This is a genomic window from Enterobacter sp. R4-368 (assembly GCF_000410515.1).
Taxonomy (GTDB): domain Bacteria; phylum Pseudomonadota; class Gammaproteobacteria; order Enterobacterales; family Enterobacteriaceae; genus Kosakonia.
The window spans coordinates 4717120-4738689 of record NC_021500.1 but is presented as its reverse complement, the minus strand read 5'-3'; the positions used below and the strand labels follow the sequence as shown (position 1 = coordinate 4738689).

Here is a 21570-nt window from a genome sequence, read left to right as displayed (position 1 = left end):
ACTTAAGAAGGTAGGTGTTACATGTCCGAGCTTAATGAAAAATTAGCCACAGCCTGGGAAGGTTTTGCGAAAGGTGACTGGCAGAAAGAAGTCAACGTACGTGACTTTATCCAGAAAAACTACACCCCGTACGAAGGCGATGAGTCCTTCCTGGCTGGCGCTACTGAAGCGACCACCAAACTGTGGGACAAGGTCATGGAAGGCGTTAAACTGGAAAACCGCACCCACGCGCCAGTTGATTTTGACACCTCCATTGCATCAACCATCACTTCTCACGACGCTGGTTACATCAACAAATCGTTAGAGAAAATCGTTGGCCTGCAAACTGAAGCTCCGCTGAAACGCGCAATCATTCCGTTCGGCGGCATCAAAATGGTTGAAGGTTCCTGCAAAGCGTACAACCGCGAACTGGATCCGCAACTTAAAAAAATCTTCACCGAATACCGTAAAACCCATAACCAGGGTGTATTCGATGTTTACACCAAAGACATTCTGAACTGCCGTAAATCCGGTGTTCTGACTGGTCTGCCGGATGCTTACGGCCGCGGTCGTATCATTGGTGACTACCGTCGCGTTGCGCTGTACGGCATCGACTTCCTGATGAAAGACAAATACGCTCAGTTCCAGTCTCTGCAGTCTGATCTGGAAAATGGCGTAAACCTGGAAGCGACTATCCGTCTGCGTGAAGAAATTGCTGAACAGCATCGCGCACTGGGTCAGATCAAAGAGATGGCAGCGAAATACGGTTGCGATATCTCTGGTCCGGCTACCAACGCTCAGGAAGCAATCCAGTGGACCTACTTCGGTTACCTGGCCGCTGTTAAGTCTCAAAACGGCGCTGCAATGTCCTTCGGCCGCGTATCCACCTTCCTGGACGTGTACATCGAACGTGACCTGAAAGCAGGCAAAATCACTGAGCAAGACGCTCAGGAAATGATTGACCACCTGGTCATGAAACTGCGTATGGTTCGCTTCCTGCGTACTCCTGAATATGATGAACTGTTCTCTGGCGACCCGATTTGGGCAACTGAATCTATCGGTGGTATGGGCGTTGATGGCCGTACGCTGGTTTCTAAAAACAGCTTCCGTTTCCTGAACACCCTGTACACCATGGGCCCGTCTCCGGAACCGAACATCACTGTTCTGTGGTCTGAAAAACTGCCGCTGAACTTCAAAAAATTCGCTGCGAAAGTCTCCATCGATACCTCTTCTCTGCAGTATGAGAACGATGATCTGATGCGTCCGGACTTCAACAACGATGACTACGCAATTGCTTGCTGTGTAAGCCCGATGGTTGTGGGTAAACAAATGCAGTTCTTCGGTGCGCGTGCTAACCTGGCGAAAACCATGCTGTACGCCATCAACGGCGGCGTTGATGAAAAACTGAAAATGCAGGTTGGTCCGAAATCTGAACCGATCAAAGGCGACGTGCTGAAATTCGACGAAGTGATGGATCGTATGGATCACTTTATGGATTGGCTGGCTAAACAGTACGTCACCGCGCTGAACATCATCCACTACATGCACGACAAATACAGCTACGAAGCTTCACTGATGGCGCTGCACGATCGTGACGTTATCCGTACCATGGCTTGCGGTATCGCTGGTCTGTCCGTAGCGGCTGACTCCCTGTCTGCTATCAAATACGCGAAAGTTAAACCGATTCGTGACGAAGACGGTCTGGCTATCGACTTCGAAATCGAAGGCGAATATCCGCAGTTTGGTAACAACGACGCTCGCGTTGATGATATGGCGGTTGACCTGGTTGAACGTTTCATGAAGAAAATTCAGAAACTGACAACTTACCGCAACGCTATCCCGACTCAGTCTGTTCTGACCATCACTTCTAACGTTGTGTACGGTAAGAAAACAGGTAACACCCCGGATGGCCGTCGCGCTGGTGCGCCGTTCGGACCGGGTGCTAACCCGATGCACGGCCGTGACCAGAAAGGTGCTGTTGCCTCTCTGACTTCCGTTGCTAAACTGCCGTTTGCTTACGCTAAAGATGGTATCTCTTACACCTTCTCTATCGTGCCGAACGCGCTGGGTAAAGACGATGAAGTCCGTAAAACCAACCTGGCTGGTCTGATGGATGGTTACTTCCATCACGAAGCGTCCATTGAAGGTGGTCAGCACCTGAACGTGAACGTCATGAACCGCGAAATGCTGCTCGACGCGATGGAAAACCCGGAAAAATATCCGCAGCTGACCATTCGTGTTTCTGGTTATGCCGTACGCTTTAACTCCCTGACTAAAGAACAGCAGCAGGACGTTATTACTCGTACTTTCACTCAGACCATGTAATGGTATTGACTGAAACTACGCAGTAAAAAGCGTATAATAAAGGCTCCACGACTGTGGGGCCTTTTTAACACCTGAAGTGTGCTTCGTCAGCCATCTATACTTGCTGGATGTCTGCCAAAACAGACTTAGCGCAGAAGGAATTAAACTGCGCAGACACAGGCCCCGGATGGGCCACATCTGGAGAAAACACCGCAATGTCAGTTATTGGTCGCATCCACTCCTTTGAATCCTGCGGCACGGTCGACGGCCCGGGCATCCGTTTTATCACCTTCTTCCAGGGCTGCCTGATGCGCTGCCTGTATTGCCATAACCGCGATACCTGGGATACACACGGTGGCAAAGAGATCACCGTTGAAGAACTAATGAAAGACGTCGTTACCTATCGGCACTTTATGAACGCCTCCGGCGGTGGCGTCACGGCATCCGGTGGAGAAGCAATCTTGCAGGCAGAATTCGTTCGCGACTGGTTTCGTGCCTGTAAAAAAGAGGGCATCCACACCTGCCTCGATACTAACGGCTTTGTGCGCCGTTACGATCCGGTGATTGATGAATTGCTGGAAGTTACTGATTTGGTGATGCTCGATCTCAAGCAAATGAACGATGAGATCCACCAGAATCTGGTCGGCGTATCCAATCACCGGACCCTTGAATTCGCCCAGTATTTATCGAAGAAAAATATCAACGTCTGGATCCGTTACGTCGTGGTACCCGGCTGGTCTGACGATGACGATTCCGCCCATCGCCTTGGTGAATTTACCCGCGACATGGGCAACGTCGAGAAAATCGAACTCCTGCCCTATCACGAGCTGGGCAAGCATAAATGGGTGGCGATGGGCGAAGAGTATAAGCTGGATGGCATTCACCCGCCGAAGAAAGAGACCATGGAGCGCGTTAAAGGCATCCTGGAGCAGTACGGTCATAAAGTAATGTACTGAGCCATCCTGAGACAAAAAAGCCACAACACTCAGTTGTGGCTTTTTTATTTATCAAGCGGCGTATATCAGGCGTGCGCCACCGGCGTTGGGTGATGTCCTGCTTTGCGCATCAGCATCACCAGATAGATAAACGACACACCCGCAATCATGATAAACAGCAAGCTATCTGAGTAGCTTTGCATCAGCATTGCGGTCAGCGTCGGACCAAGCAGGCTGCCAATGGTGTAACTCAGCAGCAGCGCCTGGTTCATTGCCACCAGTTGGTGGTGTTCCACTTTCTCACAGGCCCATGCCATCGCCACCGGGTACAGGGTAAAGCCTGCGGTCCCGAGCACAAAAAGCGCGGGAGCCATAGCGGCATTGCTCAACATCGCAAAACATCCCACGATCACGACAAACACCTGCACACGCAGCACCAGCAGGCGACCAAAACGATCTGCCAGCCGACCAATCGGCCACTGCCCTACAATACCGGCGCTGACCATCAGCGCCATCCAGAAACCAATCCCCGAATCGCTGATCCCCTGATGCGAAAGATAAAGTGGCATCAAGCCGTACAGCGAACCAAGGATGATCCCGGAGATAATACAGCCATTCACGCCCAGGCGAGCATGGCGCAGGCGCAGCATCGGCCATACCGAGGTCGGAGCCTGCTCTTCACTCTGCTGGTTGACAATGCGGGTAAACAGCAGCGGCAGGATCGCCGTTAACACCAGCGCAGTAGTCCACGGCAGTACGCTCATCAGATCTGTCGGCAGCTTACTGACCATCACCTGGCCAAGCACTGTGCCAACATAGTAAACCATCATATAAGCTGCCAACAGGCGCCCACGATTTCGCGATGTACCGCTGCACATCAGGGCGCTTTCCACGACCACCCAAATCATCGCGCAGCCCACACCAGCGACAAAGCGCCAAACCATCCAGCTCCAGAAGCCAATCATTAGCCCCAGGCCAACACAGCCTGCGGCAAAAATCAGCGATGCAAGATAATAACTGCGGTTAAAACCCAGACGGCGAATTAATCGCCCGGTCAGTAACGTACCCAGCAAATTGCCAGTGAAGTAGGAAGAACCCACCATACCAACCTGCCAGGTCGGTAAGTTTTCGTGGGCGAGCCAGAGCGGCACGAGCGTATTTAACGTCGCGATCGCCAGCGTCAACAGCATTAAGCCACAGAGCAATAGCAGCACTGGCCGGGTATAGATGGACATGGATAAAAACCGTGAGGAAGTTCAGTTTGCGTGCGCATCATGCCACCGGTAAGAACATTGTCAATCCACGGATTTTTGACGCTGACACCTTTTGCACCACGACGATTCGTAAAACTTATCCAGCACTGGGCTTAACAAAAGACGATACAACTCACTCTATTGAAAACAAAAGAATACTTTTGCAAACAGACAGAATTGTCGGTCGAAAAAATTCATGATGAATGCCGGACTAAAAAGGCTGAAAAACGCACAGTAAAAAATTATTGCCCACCATAGCGGCTGCATTGTTCTCTTCAGGAAGGACATGCCAAAAAACTGAAAAAGAGCTTCGGCCAGTTCTGTGCAGGTTAAATACGAACCTGGTGATGGCGCCACACGGAGCGAAGTTTTAACTAATCAATAAAAAAGCGCCCGCAGGCGCTTTCAGAATTAACATTCACTACAGGCAGATGATTAGCCGATGAACTCAAGGCCGTTCATGTACGGACGCAGTACTTCCGGCACTTCAATTCGCCCATCAGCCTGCTGATAGTTTTCCATTACCGCCACCAGCGTACGGCCAACTGCAAGACCGGAACCATTCAGGGTATGAACCAGACGGGTTTTCTTGTCGGACTTGCTACGGCAGCGCGCCTGCATGCGACGAGCCTGGAAATCCCACACGTTAGAGCAGGAAGAGATTTCGCGGTAGGTATCCTGCGCCGGCACCCACACTTCCAGATCGTAGGTTTTGCAAGCGCCGAAGCCCATATCACCCGAGCACAGCAGCACTTTACGATAAGGAAGCCCCAGCAACTGCAACACTTTCTCAGCGTGGCCAGTCATCTCTTCCAGCGCCGCCATGGAGTCTTCCGGGCGAACAATCTGCACCATTTCAACTTTATCGAACTGGTGCATACGGATCAGACCGCGCGTATCACGCCCATAAGATCCCGCTTCTGAGCGGAAACAAGGCGTATGCGCAGTCATTTTGATCGGCAGATCGTCTTCATCAATGATCTCATCACGCACCAGGTTCGTCAGCGGAACTTCCGCTGTCGGGATCAACGCGTAATTACTGCTGTCTGCTTCTTCTTCCAGCGGACGGGTGTGGAACAAATCACCCGCGAATTTCGGTAACTGCCCGGTGCCGTACAGCGTATCCTGGTTGACCAGATACGGGACATAGTTCTCAGCATAGCCGTGCTGTTCGGTGTGCAAGTCCAGCATGAACTGTGCGAGCGCACGATGCATACGCGCAATCTGCCCTTTCATCACCACAAAGCGAGAACCAGTAAGTTTCACCGCTGCGGCGAAATCCAGCCCGCTGTGCATTTCACCGAGCGTTACGTGATCGCGAATGTCGAAATCGAATTTGCGCGGCGTACCCCAGCGGCTAACCTCAACGTTGTCGTTTTCGTCGCGGCCGACTGGAACACAATCGTCCGGCAGGTTAGGGATGGTCAGCGCGATGTCGCGGATCTCTGCCAACAGGGTTTCCAGCTCCGCTTTAGCCGCGTCCAGCTCTTCACCCAGCTTGTTCACTTCCAGGCGTAAAGGCTCGATATCTTCCCCGCGTGCTTTCGCCTGGCCAATGGATTTCGATCGCGAGTTGCGTTCCGCCTGCAAGTTTTCAGTGTTAACTTGCAAGACTTTACGACGCTCTTCGAGCGCACGTAATTTATCTACATCCAGCTTAAAGCCCCGGCGTGCCAGTTTTTCAGCGACTGCGTCTGGCTCGGTACGCAGCAGATTGGGATCGAGCATGCTTTTCCTGTGCTTATCGAATTGAAATAAAAGAATACGACCGCTGCCTGCGGTCGATGGTGTAAGTCGTAACCTTACCGCAACGCCCGCACTAGCGATAGCGTTTTATAGGGCTTTTATGATCCTGTTCGGTAAGCCAGGCGAGCTTTTCGCCAATCTTACCTTCAAGGCCTCTTGTCGAGGGGTGATAATAGCGCGTCTGTGCCATTTCTTGCGGGAAATATTCCTCACCGGCGGCATAGGCATTGGGTTCGTCATGCGCGTAACGATACTCCTGGCCGTAGCCCATCTCTTTCATCAGTTTGGTTGGCGCATTACGCAGATGAACCGGCACGTCATAATCGGGGCGATCGCGCGCATCCGCCAGTGCCGCTTTGAAGGCGGTATAAACCGCATTACTTTTCGGCGCACAGGCAAGGTAAACAATCGCCTGCGCAATAGCACGTTCGCCTTCTGCAGGACCAACGCGTGTAAAACAATCCCAGGCGGCAATCGCGACCTGCATCGCACGCGGATCGGCGTTACCGACATCTTCAGAGGCAATCGCCAGGCAGCGGCGCGCGACATATAAAGGATCGCCACCGGCGGTGATAATTCGCGCATACCAATAAAGCGCAGCATCCGGCGCACTGCCGCGGACCGATTTGTGCAACGCGGAGATCAAATCGTAAAACCGATCGCCTTTGTTGTCGAAACGGGCGCTGCGTTCACCGGCAATTTCCTTGAGCAGTTCTGGCTTTAATATACGCTTGCCGGAACTGTCGAGTTCCGCCATATCCGCCATCATCTCAAGCGTATTTAGCGCCCGGCGCGCATCACCGCCAACCAGCTCGGCAATCGCCCTCCGGGTTTCATCCGGCAGAACAATATCCTGCCCGCCGTAACCGCGCGCTTTGTCTTCCATCGCCTGCGTTAAAACCTGCTCGATATCCTCAGCGGTCAGCGATTTAAGCAAATAAACGCGCGCACGCGACAGCAATGCAGAATTGAGTTCAAAAGAGGGGTTTTCCGTCGTCGCGCCAATAAAAGTGATAGTGCCATCTTCAATATGCGGCAGAAAAGCATCCTGCTGGCTTTTATTAAAGCGATGAACCTCATCGACAAACAGAATGGTACGGCGCCCGGCATTACGGTTTTGACGCGCACGCTCAATGGCTTCACGGATCTCTTTCACGCCTGAGGTCACCGCAGAGATACGTTCTACATCCGCACTGGCATAACGCGCGATCACTTCGGCGAGCGTGGTTTTGCCCGTTCCCGGCGGTCCCCACAAAATCATGGAGTGTAAGTGTCCGGCTTCTATCGCGCGCGGGAGCGGCTTACCCGGCGCTAACAAATGTTGCTGACCAATGTACTGCGCTAAATTTTCTGGCCGCATACGCGCGGCCAGAGGTTGAAACGCATTATCGGAGAAGTCGAGCGACATGTTACTCATGCACGCCTCTTACTTGCGTTGATCGTCAACCGTTACGCCCTTCGGCGGGGTAAAGGTAAATTTAGACGCATCAACGGTGCTATTTTGCTGTGATTTCAGCTGATAGCTGCTGCGCTGATCGTCCTGCTCAATGGCGCTAAATTGATGGATAGTGCCATCACGCCCCACGTTGATGGTGAACTGTTTCAGATTGCCGTTGTTGCCTTTCGGCGTCAGCACAAAATCGTCACCTTTTTGCTCAATATTGTACTGTTGCCAGTCGCTTGCCTGATTACGGGCTATCAGCATAAACGGCGTGTTACCCGTGGCGTCTTTCAGCCAGGTCGCTGTTGCCTGCTCAACAAATGGATTATAGAACCACAGCGTTTTACCATCTGACACCAGAACACTTTCATCCGGCTGGGTCATGTGCCAGTTGAACAAGTTTGGACGTTTCACCCACAGGTCGCCCTGACCTTCCTGCACCGCAGCGCCGCTGCCGTCAGTCACTTTTTGAGTGAAGGTAGCGTGAAAGCTGCTGACTTTATCGAGACGGCTTTTCAGGTCGCTGGAAGCATCAGCCCAGACATTGCAGGCGGCAAAGCTGACAAATAAAGCGCAGGCGATGGCAATTTTTTTCATCTTGATTCCTTAAATTTTCCCATACTGCCAGTCAACTGACTAAGCAAATAACTGCCCCTACTATAACAATTCAGCAGCGTAGTTTCCTGGTAAAAAAACTGAAATCGACTAGCTAAGCCTTACACTTAGACAAAAGACAACATCTCTAAAGATGCTCATCTTTTTGAAAATAAGTTCATAATTTCAATCAACTGAAAAAACCTATAGTATATTCGTAAACATCTGAACATAATACAATCCAACAATTACGTCATAACGTTTCAGCCATTTAACTAAAGCTCATCTTTAATGATTTTATCAACAGTAGAGTTAACAGGGAATATTTATGAATTTTAGGCCATTAATATTGTCACTGCCATTATTTCTGGCAGGTTGTAAGGCGCTCACTACGGATGGATATTTAACTAACTGGGTATTTTTAGACGACAGGACAAATTCCAATAGGGCACCATTCCTGTTTTGCGCTAATGAGTATTTTAAGTCCCCTCAATTTATTAATTACTATAATCGAACTCATACAACATCTGAGCGTGATGTTGTGGCCATTACCAACATCAGAAGTATAAATGGGCCGCACTTTGACCATGTTGTTGAATATCCTATGAAATGTTGGGCCACAAGGATTTATGGAGATCACCAGCAAGAAACAGCTGTAATGGAAGTTACTGTGGAAAAACACAGTAATAGAGCATCTACAACGTTGAATGCTTTTTTCATAAACCCCGAGGATCAGTTGCTTATAGATTGGAAGAATTATGAATGGTTACCAAGAAGAATTGAGGTATTGAAAACGGCTATTGCAAATGGAAATAACCAACCAATTACATATAAGTGCTATCATGGTAACCATGATAGCACCGGGAAGTATTTCGAAACCGTAACCTATACAAGTTCCGCCTCTGACTGTGGCCTTAACACTACTGCTATCACCCAAGAAAGCGATAGCTTATCTACTTTGAAGTCTGAATTGAATGAGTTAGAAAAAATTAATAAATATCGTTAACCATCTGCATAATCTGCCTCCATTGTCGATAATTCCCGCAAATGGAGGCAGAATAGTGCTGTTAAAATATTAGTCAAACGGCGGCGGCGCCAGCACTTCACGGTTTCCGTTATGCCCTTGTTCGCTGACGATCCCCTGCGCTTCCATCTGCTCGATGATACGTGCTGCGCGGTTGTAGCCGATACGGAACTGGCGCTGTACGCCGGAGATTGAGGCTTTGCGTTTTTCAGTTACGAAGTTAACAGCCTGATCGAATAACGGATCCAGCTCTTCTCCCCCCTCAAAACCGCCACCTGCACCGCCTTCGCTTTCGCTATCCGAGGTAATGCCATCGACATATTGCGGACGCCCGCGCGCTTTCCAGTCCTGCACAACGGCGTGCACTTCCTGGTCGCGAACGAATGCACCATGAACACGTACAGGTGCAGAGGTCGAGTTTGGGCCGGAATAGAGCATATCCCCCATTCCCAGCAGCGATTCCGCACCGCCCTGATCGAGGATGGTACGCGAGTCAATTTTGCTCGAAACAGTGAACGCGATACGTGTCGGGATGTTGGCTTTAATCAGACCAGTAATGACATCCACTGACGGACGCTGGGTCGCCAGCACCAGGTGAATGCCCGCAGCACGCGCTTTTTGCGCCAGACGTGCAATTAGCTCTTCCACTTTCTTACCGACGGTCATCATCAAATCGGCAAATTCATCCACCAGCACCACGATATACGGTAGTTTTTCCAGTACCGGATGCTCGACATCCATGCTGTCCCCCGGTTTCCAGTAAGGATCCGGGATCGGGCGGCCCATTCGCGCAGCTTCTGCGATCTTCTCGTTGTAGCCCGCCAGATTACGTACTCCGAGCGCCGACATCAGCTTGTAGCGCCGCTCCATTTCGTTGACGCTCCAGCGCAAGGCGTTGGCAGCGTCTTTCATGTCGGTGACGACTTCGGTAAGCAGGTGCGGGATCCCCTCATACACTGACAGCTCAAGCATTTTCGGGTCGATCATGATAAAGCGCACCTCTTCCGGCGTCGCTTTATACAGCATGCTGAGGATCATGGCATTCACGCCCACCGATTTACCTGAACCAGTCGTACCGGCAACCAACAGGTGCGGCATCTTCGCCAGGTCGGCTATTACCGGATCGCCCGCGATATCTTTCCCCAGCACCACCGTCAGCGGCGACGGGTTTTCGCGGAATTTCACGCAGTCCAGTACTTCACGCAGGTAAACGGTTTGGCGTTTCTTGTTCGGCAATTCCAGACCCACATACGGTTTACCTGGAATAACTTCCACTACACGCACTGCAACAGTCGACAACGAACGTGCCAGATCGCGGGAGAGGTTCGAAATACGCGCAGCTTTCACGCCTGGTGCAAGATTCAACTCAAAACGTGTGATAACCGGGCCTGGAGAATAGTTGACCACATCAGCTTTAATGCGGAAATCCGCCAGTCGCGCTTCCACCAGACGCGCCATCTGTTCCAGCGCAAACGTGTCTACCGGTTCGACTTCCGCGGGCGGCTGCGTCAGTAAATCCAGCGACGGCAGCGGTGTAGTCGGTTTTTGCATCGGCCGGCTGTCGCCATTACGCATTAGCAACGGATGAATCAGGCTTTCTTGCGGCTGCGGTTGCGCCACAGGTTGCTGCGCCGGCTGCTGATACTGCTGCGGCTGTGCGACAGATTGCTGCACTGGCTGCTGATATTGCTGCGGCTGTGCAACAGGTTGGTGATCTGGCTGCTGGTATTGCTGCTGTGCAACATGTTGATGAGCTGGCTGCTGGTATTGCTGCGGCTGTGCAACAGCTTGATGAGCTGGCTGCTGGTATTGCTGCGGCTGTGCAACAGCTTGATGAGCTGGCTGCTGGTATTGCTGCGGCTGTGCAACAGCTTGATGAGCTGGCTGCTGGTATTGCTGCGGTTGTTGTTGGTGCTGCGGTTGTTGTTGGTGCTGCTCTGCAGGGGACTCCTGCTCCGGCATCACGCCTGGTGTAAACAGCGGTTCGCCTGGGCCATCATCTACCAGCGTCTTCATTGATGAGAACGCAAAGTCCTCCGGCGTAAACGCCTGAGTCCCGGCAGGTTGTTCACCCGCATACCGCTGCTGCTGCGACGCAGCGAACTGACGCGCGAGCTCCGCCTCTTCAGCGTCTTCTTCACTCGGTACAGCATGCTGCGACTGGAATTGCGGCGTCTCATGCTGGAATCCATCACCATAGCGATGGTGCTGCGTGGCGGCGAACTGGCGTGCCAGTTCATCCTGCTGCTGCATATCAGCATCGTCTTCTGTGAATTGATCGTGATGATGGCGCGTTTCATCTTCTTCGCGCGCGCGCTCTTCGGCCATCCGCTGAGACGGCAACTTGATACCATAAGAAGCCAGTTCACGGCGCGTTGGTACACGGACCCGGTTCGGGCGCGGAAGCTGCGGGCCGATGCCCTCTTTCACCTGCGGACGCGGTGTACCACCTGCCGCAAGGCTGAACACCGGACCTGCCGTAGCGGTTGCCGCGGCTACGCTACTGGCAGCCTGCTGTACTCCGGCTGCAACTGGCGCAACGGTTGCTTCACCAGGCGGTATTGATGGCATAGTCGGCACAACCGGCTTCGAAACCGGTTCAATATTCTCAGGCTCAGGAATCGGCTGATACCACGCCGCCAGTTGCTCACGCTCGCGTGCACGTTTCTCCTCTACTTCTTCGAAGTAATAGAGCGGTGGACGAGTCTGTTTCACTTCTTCAACGACAGGTTCAGGTTCGATTACGAGTTCTGGTGCCGGGGAGATTTGCGGCTGCGCCTCACCCTGCCATGGCAGCGGATCGTGTACCGGCTGCGTATAAATATCGTCCTCTTGCGGCTGCGCCGTCACTGGAGCTTCTGGCGTCCAGCTATCCTGCGCGACAGGCTGCTGCCAGTGTGGTTCTGCATATTGTGCAGACGGATGCGCCGCTTCCGGTGAAACCGACGGGTTTGATACAGGCTGATAAGATGCAGGAGCGTTATGCTCATCTGCCGTTGGCTGATACGCAGCAGCTTGCTGTACAGGCGGCTGCGCATAGGGCCATTCAATCTCCTGCGGTGCCTGCACCACCGGATCAACCGGCGCGGCATAAGCCTGCGCAGCGACAGTCGTCGCGGCAGCAGCGGTGGCTACGGGGGCCGTTATGCTGCGACCATTGAGCAGCGGATCGTATTCCTGTTCAGATTCAGTTGCGCGATGCCCGGAGAACAGCACGTCGTCAGCATCGGCAGGTATACCACGAGCGCTATAAGCAATATCGTCTTCATCGTCATCCATCCGCTTACCCGAGAACAACGCCTCATCAGTTTTGCGCCCCATCGGATTCGCAAACTTTTCGGCAACCCGTTTTCGCCGCGCCAGTGCACCACGCAAAATACGGGTACGGCGAGATTCACGCGGAGTGTCGATATCACCTTTATCTTCATCATCCTCTTCATACTCTTCGTCATCGACCCAGGTATCATCACGACGGGTACGATTACTGGCAAAAGTGAGAATGTTGAGGATCACACTGCCAATTTTCTCGGCAATGGTCACCCATGACCACCCGGTGAACAGCGTCAAACCGGCGGCCCAGATACAGAGCAGTGCCAGCGTACCGCCACTGCTACGCAGCAGGGGTTGTAGCGTGGTACTTAGCAAGCTGCCAATGACGCCGCCGGAGGCGAAATACCAAATATCATCCGCATTAATCGCCGCAAGACCACAAGAAGTAAGGATCAGCGCCAGCGCGCCAATCATGCGCAGCGATACAGCAAAATAGTCGATGTAGTCTTCACTGGCCCGATGGCGATAAGCAAACCAGCAGCCGCCGATAATAATCACCGGGATGGTATAAGCCATGATGCCAAAAATGAAAAACAGCGTATCGGCAAGCCACGCGCCGGGCACGCCGCCAAGATTATGGATAGGCTCATGCCAGGCCGTTTGCGACCAACTCGGATCGGACGGGTTAAAGCTGAGAAGCGCTGCCATTAACCAAACGGCAGAAAGTGAAACGAGGATCAGCAACGCCTCCAGGAGTCGACGTCCGCTGCTTAACTTGGTCAGTGTGACTTCTTTGTCTTCGGTGTATTCCTGGCTCAAGACAGGCTCTCCAGGTCCTTGATGCTAAAACGGACAACAGCGCCGGGTCTCCCCGGCACTGTTGCTGTATGGATTAACAGGAGTGTAATCAAAAAACAGCGATTTTGCACCTGTTCCGTATTAGCGCGTCTTAATTACCAGACGATTGCTCTGTTTGACTTCTTCCATTACCACATATGTGCGGGTGTCGTTAACGCCCGGCAGACGCAGCAGGGTTTCCCCTAACAGTTTGCGGTAAGCCGACATATCCGGTACTCGCGTCTTCAACAGATAGTCGAAATCGCCTGAAACCAGATGACACTCTTGAATCTCTTCAAGTTTTTGCACGGCAGCATTGAATTGTTCAAACACATCCGGCGCGCCACGATTCAGAGTAATCTCAACAAATACCAGAAGTGATGCATCCAGATAATGCGGGTTCAGCAGCGCCGTATAGCCCTGAATAAACCCTTGTCTTTCCAGCCTGCGCACACGCTCAAGGCATGGCGTTGGGGAAAGCCCCACTCGTTTAGAAAGCTCGACGTTGGAAATACGCCCATCTTTTTGCAATTCGTTCAGAATATTACGATCGATGCGGTCGAGATCTTTGCCAGGGCGCTTCTTGCTATCTACCATTATTATTGTCTCTCTGTATTCCTTCCCTACTCCTGTCTTGACCCTGTGCACTTCACTGTTCAGAGTCTTTGCCCGTCGCGCTACGCGGCGCGTAATGAAAGTTAGCGCGTCACGTAATCCCAGGGGCAGTATTGAGAAGACCGTTGCCTGGGGCAGCTATCGATATCACGAATGGCGTCTGTCCACGCCATACGTAGATTTCGCTAGCCCGGTAAAAATGGCATTTACATGCATGAATTTACGTCACGCGCGAAACACTGCTTTTTTTCTTCCTTTGATGTTTTCGCAAATGCGCAGGGGATTGTCAAAGCAAAACATCTTTTTTTAGTACAACATGCCAGATATTCATCAGGGTCGTTCCCTAATCATCATTTTATCACCTTATAACTGCCCCTTTTTCAGTAGGAATTATTATATTTAGGCGGTTAACAGCCCCTCAGCCATCGGTCCTTTCTATTACACATATCGTTAACAAAATCGCTGCACCCTTTTTTTACGCCGGTAAATTCCCTACAATTCAGCCCAATGTCTGCCAAACAACAATGAGGATCTCATGGGGACGGCCAAACACAGTAAGCTGCTTATCCTTGGTTCAGGCCCTGCCGGTTATACCGCTGCGGTCTATGCTGCGCGCGCAAACCTGCAACCCGTTCTGATTACCGGTATGGAAAAAGGCGGCCAGCTCACCACCACCACTGAAGTGGAAAACTGGCCGGGTGACCCGCACGATCTGACCGGGCCACTGCTGATGGAGCGCATGCATGAACATGCCACCAAATTTGATACCGAAATCATCTTCGATCACATCAACAGCGTGGATTTGCAAAATCGTCCGTTCCGCCTGACTGGCGACAGCGGCGAGTACACCTGCGACGCATTGATTATTGCCACTGGCGCGTCTGCGCGTTATTTGGGCCTGGCGTCTGAAGAAGCGTTCAAAGGCCGTGGCGTTTCCGCCTGCGCAACGTGTGACGGTTTCTTCTACCGCAACCAGAAAGTCGCGGTGATTGGCGGTGGTAACACCGCAGTGGAAGAAGCGCTGTATCTGGCAAATATTGCCTCTGAAGTGCATCTGATCCATCGCCGTGACACCTTCCGCGCGGAAAAAATCCTCATCAAACGCCTGATGGATAAAGTGGAAAGCGGCAATATTGTGCTGCACACCCACCGTACGCTGGAAGAGGTGACGGGCGATCAGATGGGCGTTAGTGGTCTTCGTCTGCGCGATACGCAGAATGCGGATAATGTCGAATCGCTGGAAGTTGCAGGTCTGTTTGTGGCTATCGGCCACAGCCCGAACACCGCTATCTTTGAAGGTCAACTGGCGCTGGAAAACGGCTACATCAAAGTGCAGTCCGGTATTCATGGTAACGCCACGCAAACCAGCGTTCCTGGCGTCTTTGCTGCTGGTGATGTCATGGATCATATTTACCGTCAGGCGATCACTTCTGCGGGTACAGGCTGTATGGCAGCGCTGGATGCAGAACGTTATCTCGACGGGCTGGCTGAACGTAAATAATCTTTACAACTCAGTAACAAAGGTAAAAAAGGCGACTATAAGTCGCCTTTATTTTTGCTCCGATGTAACATTGCGCCAGCTCAAAATCCGATAACTTCACCTGCAAAGCGCGCAATGAATAAAACCCGTCAACAAGAACTGACCCGCTGGTTAAAACAGCAAAGTATTATTTCCCGTCGCTGGCTGACGCTCTCCCGCCTGCTCGGCGTGGTCAGCGGCGTGCTGATCGTCGCGCAAGCCTGGATTATGGCGCGTATTCTGAACCATATGATTATGGAGAATATCCCGCGCGAAGCCCTGTTACTGCCGTTCACCTTGCTGGTTCTGATTTTTATCCTGCGCAGTTGGGTAGTCTGGCTACGTGAACGTGTCGGTTTCCATGCAGGTGCGCATATTCGCTTCGAAATTCGCCGTCAGGTTCTTGATCGACTGCATCAGGCCGGTCCGGCGTGGATCCAGGGAAAACCCGCAGGAAGTTGGGCCACGCTGATACTTGAGCAAATCGATGATATGCACGATTTCTACGCCCGCTACCTGCCGCAAATGGCGCTGGCGGCGAGCGTTCCGCTGCTGATTGTTATTACCCTGTTCCCGATTAACTGGGCTGCGGCGTTAATATTGCTGGGTACAGCTCCGTTAATTCCGCTCTTTATGGCGATGGTCGGAATGGGCGCGGCGGATGCAAACCGTCGTAACTTCAAAGCGCTGGCGCGCCTGAGCGGCCACTTCCTTGACCGCTTACGTGGAATGGAAACGCTACGCATTTTTGGCCGCGGTGCTGCGGAAACAGAAAATATTCGTCATGCCTCGCAGGATTTTCGCAGCCGCACCATGGAAGTGCTGCGCATGGCCTTCTTATCTTCCGGCGTGCTGGAGTTCTTCACCTCGTTATCGATTGCATTGGTGGCGGTCTACTTCGGTTTTTCCTATCTTGGCGAGCTGAATTTTGGCCACTACGGGGCTGGCGTAACCCTGTTCGCCGGTTTTCTCGCGTTAATTTTGGCACCGGAGTTCTTCCAGCCGCTGCGCGATCTCGGTACCTTTTATCACGCTAAAGCCCAGGCGATTGGCGCAGCGGATAGCCTGAAAACCTTTATGGAAGCGCCACTCGCACATCCGCAACGAGGTGATATCACGCTGAAAACCGATGAGCCGGTAACACTGACGGCGAGCGATTTGCTGCTGAAATCTCCCGAAGGCGCAGTACTCGCCGGGCCGCTCAATTTTTCCCTGTCCGCTGGTCAGCGCGTTGTCGTGGTAGGAAGAAGCGGCTCTGGCAAGAGTTCGCTTATCAATGTACTTTCCGGTTTTCTGCCTTATGAAGGTTCATTGCGCGTTAACGGCATCGAACTGAGTGAGTTAGATCCGGATAGCTGGCGCGAAGCGATAAGTTGGGTTGGGCAAAATCCGCAACTTCCCGCCACCACGTTGCGCGAAAATGTGCTGCTGTCACGCCCCACTGCCAGCGATGCAGAGCTGCAAGCCGTTCTGGATAAAGCCTGGGTCAGCGAGTTTCTGCCACTGCTGCCAGAGGGACTGGAAACACAGCCTGGCGATCAGGCGGTACGCCTCTCTGTTGGTCAGGCGCAGCGTGTGGCCGTTGCCCGTGCGCTGCTCTCTCCCTGCAAACTGTTGTTGTTGGATGAACCTTCCGCCAGCCTTGATGCCCACAGTGAGCAACGCGTAATGCATGCACTTACCGATGCCTCACGCCAGCAAACGACTCTGATGGTGACGCACCAGTTAGAAAACCTGGCTGACTGGGATGCTATCTGGGTAATGCAGGATGGCCAGATTATGGAACAAGGCAGCTACGCCGAACTCGTTGCTGCGCAGGGGATTTTTGCGGATCTCCTTGCCCATCGCCAGGAGGAGATTTAAATGCGCGCCTTACTGCCTTATCTCGCACTGTATAAACGCCACAAGTGGATGTTGATGCTCGGGGTTATCCTCGCCGTTATCACTTTGCTTGCCAGCATTAGCCTGTTGACGCTCTCCGGCTGGTTCCTCTCTGCGTGCGCTGTGGTTGGCGTCGCGGGCATCTACAGTTTTAACTATATGCTGCCCGCCGCCGGTGTGCGTGGCGCAGCGATTATTCGTACGGCCGGGCGCTATTTTGAACGGCTGGTCAGCCATGATGCGACGTTTCGCGTACTGGAACATTTGCGCGTTTCGACATTCAGTAAACTGCTCCCCCTCTCCCCTGCCGGACTGGCGCGTTTTCGCCAGGGCGACCTACTGAACCGCGTCGTCGCCGATGTCGACACGCTCGATCATCTTTACCTGCGCGTCATCTCCCCGCTGGTTGGTGCACTGGTGGTGATCATTGTTGTCATCCTGGGTTTAAGCGTACTGGACATACCGCTGGCGCTGATCTTGGGCGGTATCATGCTGGCAACCTTGATTATCCTGCCGCCGTTATTTTACCGCGCGGGCAAGCCGACCGGCGAAAGTCTGACTGCCCTGCGCGGGCAGTATCGCCAGCAATTAACCAGCTGGCTGCAAGGCCAGGCGGAATTAACCATTTTTGGTGCCAGCCAGCGATATCGTGCGCAGTTAGAAAACACCGAACTTAGCTGGCATGACGCCCAGCGCCGTCAATCCGATCTAAGTGCAGTCTCGCAGGCCGTGATGCTGCTCATCAGCGGCACTTCAGTGTTGGTTATGCTGTGGTTTGCTTCCGCCGATATTGGCGGTAACACGCAGCCCGGCGCGTTGATTGCGCTGTTTGTATTCTGTGCGCTTGCGGCTTTCGAAGCGCTGGCTCCGGTCACCGGTGCATTCCAGCACCTGGGGCAGGTTATCGCTTCCGCCATACGTATTACGCAGGTAACGGTAACGGAATGCCAGCCGGAAGTGACGTTCCCGCAAAATAGTGTCATCACGCCAACAGATGTCGCCGTGCAATTCGATGCCATGACATTTAACTACCCAGGCCAACCGCAGCGTGCGCTGGACTCAATTTCTTTATCGATTGCCGCCGGAGAACATGTCGCGATGCTTGGCCGAACCGGGTGCGGCAAATCCACGTTATTGCAATTACTGACGCGCGCATGGGATCCGCAGCAAGGAGAGATTCGTCTCAATGACCAGCCGCTGGCAAGCTTTGCGGAAGCTGATTTACGCAAACTTATCAGTATGGTGCCACAGCGTGTTCATCTGTTTAGCGCGACGCTGCGTGATAACTTATTGCTGGCCTCACCGCAGGCCAGTGACGATACCCTGAGTGCGATGCTAACCCGCGTCGGGCTGGAAAAACTGCTTGAGGATAATGGACTCAACGCCTGGCTTGGTGAAGGTGGACGCCAGCTCTCCGGTGGTGAACTACGCCGTCTGGCGATTGCGCGCGCATTATTGCATGATGCACCGCTGGTGCTTCTGGACGAACCGACCGAAGGTCTGGATGCTGCTACAGAGAGCCAAATTCTTGAATTACTGGGTGATGTGATGAAAGGCAAAACGCTGCTGATGGTCACACACCGTCTGCGTGGACTGGCGCGTTGCGATCGGATAATTGTGATGGACAACGGGCAAATAATTGAGCAAGGTAATCACGCAGCGTTAATGGCGAAACAGGGTCGGTACTACCAGTTTAAGCAGCGTCTGTAGTGGCTATTCGTCATTTTGCCGTTTCTGTAACGGCAACGTTAAAGTGGAACGGCCAAAATGACGATAGTAAGTAGGGTCCCTTGTCGCGTTGTGGAGCACAGAAGTCATGCGCCTGGTGCAGCTCTCTCGTCATTCTATCGCTTTTCCTTCGCCCGAAGCGGCGTTGCGTGAACCCAATGGACTGCTGGCGCTGGGCGGCGATCTCAGTCCGGCGCGTTTGTTAATGGCCTACCAGCGCGGTATCTTCCCCTGGTTCTCGCCTGGCGACCCAATTCTGTGGTGGTCGCCCGATCCGCGCGCCGTGCTGTGGCCGGAAACCTTTCATGTCAGCCGCAGCATGAAGCGTTTTCATAAAACCTCTCCCTATCGCGTAACGCTGAATCATGCTTTTGGTCAGGTGATCGATGGCTGCTCGCAGGATCGCGATGAGGGCACGTGGATAACGCCTGACGTGGTGATGGCTTATCATCGCCTCCATGAGCTGGGGCATGCGCACTCGATTGAAGTCTGGGAAGGTAACGAGTTGGTGGGTGGGATGTATGGCGTGTCACAAGGTGCGCTGTTCTGCGGTGAATCAATGTTTAGTCGCCGTGTAAATGCCTCCAAAACAGCATTGCTTGTTTTTAGCGGCGAATTTGTACGCATGGGCGGCGAGTTAATTGATTGCCAGGTGCTGAATAGCCATACTGCATCGCTCGGCGCCATTGAGATCCCGCGGCGGGATTATCTTTTACACCTCGAGAAAATGCGCAAACTTCCGCTCCCTTCCCACTTCTGGGTGCCCCGAACGCTGTTTTCATCGCTCTGACGAATGTTTTCGGCACATTTTTTATCAGGGTGTTATAATGGACGCTCAGAGCAGCTTTTGCCTGTTGCCCCGCCCCACCCGGGAGTTGTTCGTATCAGGGATGCCCTTCGCTTTACTCCACCGCTCCCCTTTACGGTTGCGCTTTTAGCGCGTCCTGGCTGTTGGCGTGAGGGTAACTGGCAAAAGTCGTTTTGCTGCGTTTTATCAGCGCAAATCTTTACTTAACAGACGAACTTCGGCATTATCTTGCCGGTTCAAAAATTATGGTAGTGATACCCCCGAGGATTAGATGGCCAAAGAAGACAATATTGAAATGCAGGGTACCGTTCTTGAAACGTTGCCTAATACGATGTTCCGCGTAGAACTGGAAAACGGTCACGTGGTCACTGCGCATATCTCCGGTAAAATGCGTAAAAACTACATCCGCATTCTGACGGGCGATAAAGTGACTGTGGAACTGACCCCGTACGACCTGAGCAAAGGCCGCATTGTCTTCCGTAGCCGCTAAGATCTTCCATCAGCACAGCTAAGTGCACCGATTTTAAAGGCCGGGTAATTCCCGGCCTTTTGTTTTTCTTACGCCATCCTTCCTGATTAGACTTTAACCAATAACGACAATTGTCTATACTCAAACCTGACAATTGTCATCACACGGGAGGAAAGATGAGAACCTGGAGCCCGGATCAAAAACCAGCCGAAAATGCACTCTGGCGCTTTGCCGGTTTCCCCGCCAACAGAGGACTAAAACTCGTTCAGATGTTGAACGAAGGCTTGCCAGTCAGCATTCTCGACAATATTCATGAATGGACAGAAATGTCCCGCTCCGACATCCTGCGCGTCACGGGTATCAATGAACGCAATGTTGCGCGTCGCAAAAGCGCCGGCCGTACACTCACACCGGAAGAAAGTGAGCGTATTGCGCGTTTAGTAAGGGTTGTTGATGCTGCGGTACAGTTTTTCGGTAGCAAAAAGATGGCGTGGGACTGGCTGGAAACCCCCGTTCGCGGCCTTGGCAATGTGGCGCCAATTTCGCTGATTGCCACTGAAAGTGGCGCGCTGGAGGTGACCGACCTGCTCGGCAGGCTGGAACACGGAGTGTTTGCGTGATCTTTTATCGACTGGTAACGCGCCGCTACGCCAGCGAAGCCTGGACAGGCAGCGGTGCAAATCTTTATGGCGGTCGCTGGAATCACAAAGGTCACCCGGCGGTTTACGTCGCCTCATCCGTTTCGCTTGCCGCACTCGAAATGCTGGTGCATATGCACAGTGACGCGGTTATGAACCAGTATGGACTGTTCAGTATTGAGATCCCTGACAAGGAGATTGAATATCTGGATAAGCAATGGTTACCGCCAGACTGGCAGGAAAACCCGGCGCCGCTTTCGACCATGGATTTAGGTACCGCCTGGCTGGAAGCCAACAGCGCCGTCGCGCTGGTGCTGCCGTCATGCGTTGTTCCGCTTGAGAATAATGCAATTCTGAACCCGAATCACCCCGCTTTTAATAAGCTGTTAAAAACCGTAAAAGCGCTTCCTTTCTTTTTTGATCCACGCCTGGCACACCCGTAATTTTTGCACAACTTACCGGGCGATGTTTTTTCTTGACCAGCCCCCTGCCTTCCGCCGTACTATCTTGCGCATACTTCATCAAAATT

General features: G+C 52.6%; 16 protein-coding genes. 10 read left to right on the top strand and 6 right to left on the bottom strand.

Features of this window, described 5'->3' with window-relative positions; all coding sequences use genetic code 11:
• Positions 1–21: 21 nt before the first annotated feature.
• Both pflB and pflA read left to right on the top strand, forming a co-directional pair.
• Positions 22–2304: a formate C-acetyltransferase gene (pflB, locus tag H650_RS22110; RefSeq protein ID WP_020457231.1), complete on the top strand. Its 2283-nt coding sequence runs from the start codon at positions 22–24 to the stop codon at positions 2302–2304.
• A 194-nt stretch (positions 2305–2498) separates the two neighbouring features.
• Positions 2499–3239 carry a pyruvate formate lyase 1-activating protein gene (pflA, locus tag H650_RS22105; protein WP_020457230.1) on the top strand — a complete coding sequence of 247 codons (741 nt, stop codon included), beginning with the start codon at positions 2499–2501 and terminating at the stop codon, positions 3237–3239.
• A gap of 65 nt (positions 3240–3304) precedes the next feature.
• Here pflA and H650_RS22100 read toward each other — a convergent pair whose 3' ends face one another.
• From H650_RS22100 to lolA, 4 genes are all read right to left on the bottom strand, one after another.
• Complete coding sequence (locus H650_RS22100) at positions 3305–4453, bottom strand: MFS transporter (RefSeq protein WP_020457229.1); 1149 nt, start codon at positions 4451–4453, stop codon at positions 3305–3307.
• 453 nt (positions 4454–4906) lie between these two features.
• Positions 4907–6199 carry a serine--tRNA ligase gene (gene serS, locus H650_RS22095; RefSeq protein ID WP_017456177.1) on the bottom strand — a complete coding sequence of 431 codons (1293 nt, stop codon included), beginning with the start codon at positions 6197–6199 and terminating at the stop codon, positions 4907–4909.
• Positions 6200–6290: 91 nt separating this feature from the next.
• Positions 6291–7634: a replication-associated recombination protein RarA gene (gene rarA, locus H650_RS22090; protein WP_044489603.1), complete on the bottom strand. Its 1344-nt coding sequence runs from the start codon at positions 7632–7634 to the stop codon at positions 6291–6293.
• A gap of 9 nt (positions 7635–7643) precedes the next feature.
• Positions 7644–8255, bottom strand: a complete 612-nt coding sequence (lolA, locus tag H650_RS22085; RefSeq protein WP_020457227.1) for an outer membrane lipoprotein periplasmic chaperone LolA — start codon at positions 8253–8255, stop codon at positions 7644–7646.
• A gap of 325 nt (positions 8256–8580) precedes the next feature.
• Here lolA and H650_RS22080 point away from each other — a divergent pair, with 325 nt between their 5' ends.
• On the top strand, positions 8581–9258 hold the full coding sequence (locus H650_RS22080) for a hypothetical protein (RefSeq protein WP_020457226.1): 678 nt from the start codon (positions 8581–8583) through the stop codon (positions 9256–9258).
• Positions 9259–9327: 69 nt separating this feature from the next.
• Here H650_RS22080 and ftsK read toward each other — a convergent pair whose 3' ends face one another.
• A complete protein-coding gene (gene ftsK / locus H650_RS22075; protein WP_020457225.1) occupies positions 9328–13365 on the bottom strand; it encodes a DNA translocase FtsK in 4038 nt (1345 codons plus the stop codon).
• Positions 13366–13485: 120 nt separating this feature from the next.
• The gene (lrp, locus tag H650_RS22070) at positions 13486–13980 is read right to left on the bottom strand and encodes a leucine-responsive transcriptional regulator Lrp (protein ID WP_000228469.1); all 495 of its coding nucleotides are present in this window, start codon (positions 13978–13980) and stop codon (positions 13486–13488) included.
• A gap of 553 nt (positions 13981–14533) precedes the next feature.
• Between lrp and trxB the strand changes: the two genes are divergently transcribed.
• The 7 genes from trxB (at position 14534) to H650_RS22035 (ending at position 21484) form a co-directional block, all read left to right on the top strand.
• Positions 14534–15499 carry a thioredoxin-disulfide reductase gene (trxB, locus tag H650_RS22065; protein ID WP_020457224.1) on the top strand — a complete coding sequence of 322 codons (966 nt, stop codon included), beginning with the start codon at positions 14534–14536 and terminating at the stop codon, positions 15497–15499.
• A gap of 114 nt (positions 15500–15613) precedes the next feature.
• On the top strand, positions 15614–17380 hold the full coding sequence (gene cydD / locus H650_RS22060; RefSeq protein WP_020457223.1) for a heme ABC transporter permease/ATP-binding protein CydD: 1767 nt from the start codon (positions 15614–15616) through the stop codon (positions 17378–17380).
• Positions 17381–19108: a heme ABC transporter ATP-binding protein/permease CydC gene (cydC, locus tag H650_RS22055; protein ID WP_020457222.1), complete on the top strand. Its 1728-nt coding sequence runs from the start codon at positions 17381–17383 to the stop codon at positions 19106–19108. It begins immediately after the preceding gene.
• A gap of 106 nt (positions 19109–19214) precedes the next feature.
• Entirely contained in the window at positions 19215–19916 is a 702-nt protein-coding gene (aat, locus tag H650_RS22050; protein WP_020457221.1) for a leucyl/phenylalanyl-tRNA--protein transferase, read from the top strand.
• 289 nt (positions 19917–20205) lie between these two features.
• On the top strand, positions 20206–20424 hold the full coding sequence (infA, locus tag H650_RS22045; protein ID WP_001040187.1) for a translation initiation factor IF-1: 219 nt from the start codon (positions 20206–20208) through the stop codon (positions 20422–20424).
• A gap of 155 nt (positions 20425–20579) precedes the next feature.
• Entirely contained in the window at positions 20580–21023 is a 444-nt protein-coding gene (locus H650_RS22040) for an Xre family toxin-antitoxin system antitoxin (RefSeq protein WP_020457220.1), read from the top strand.
• Complete coding sequence (locus H650_RS22035) at positions 21020–21484, top strand: RES family NAD+ phosphorylase (protein ID WP_020457219.1); 465 nt, start codon at positions 21020–21022, stop codon at positions 21482–21484. Before H650_RS22040 ends, H650_RS22035 begins: the two co-directional genes overlap by 4 nt.
• Positions 21485–21570: the final 86 nt, after the last annotated feature.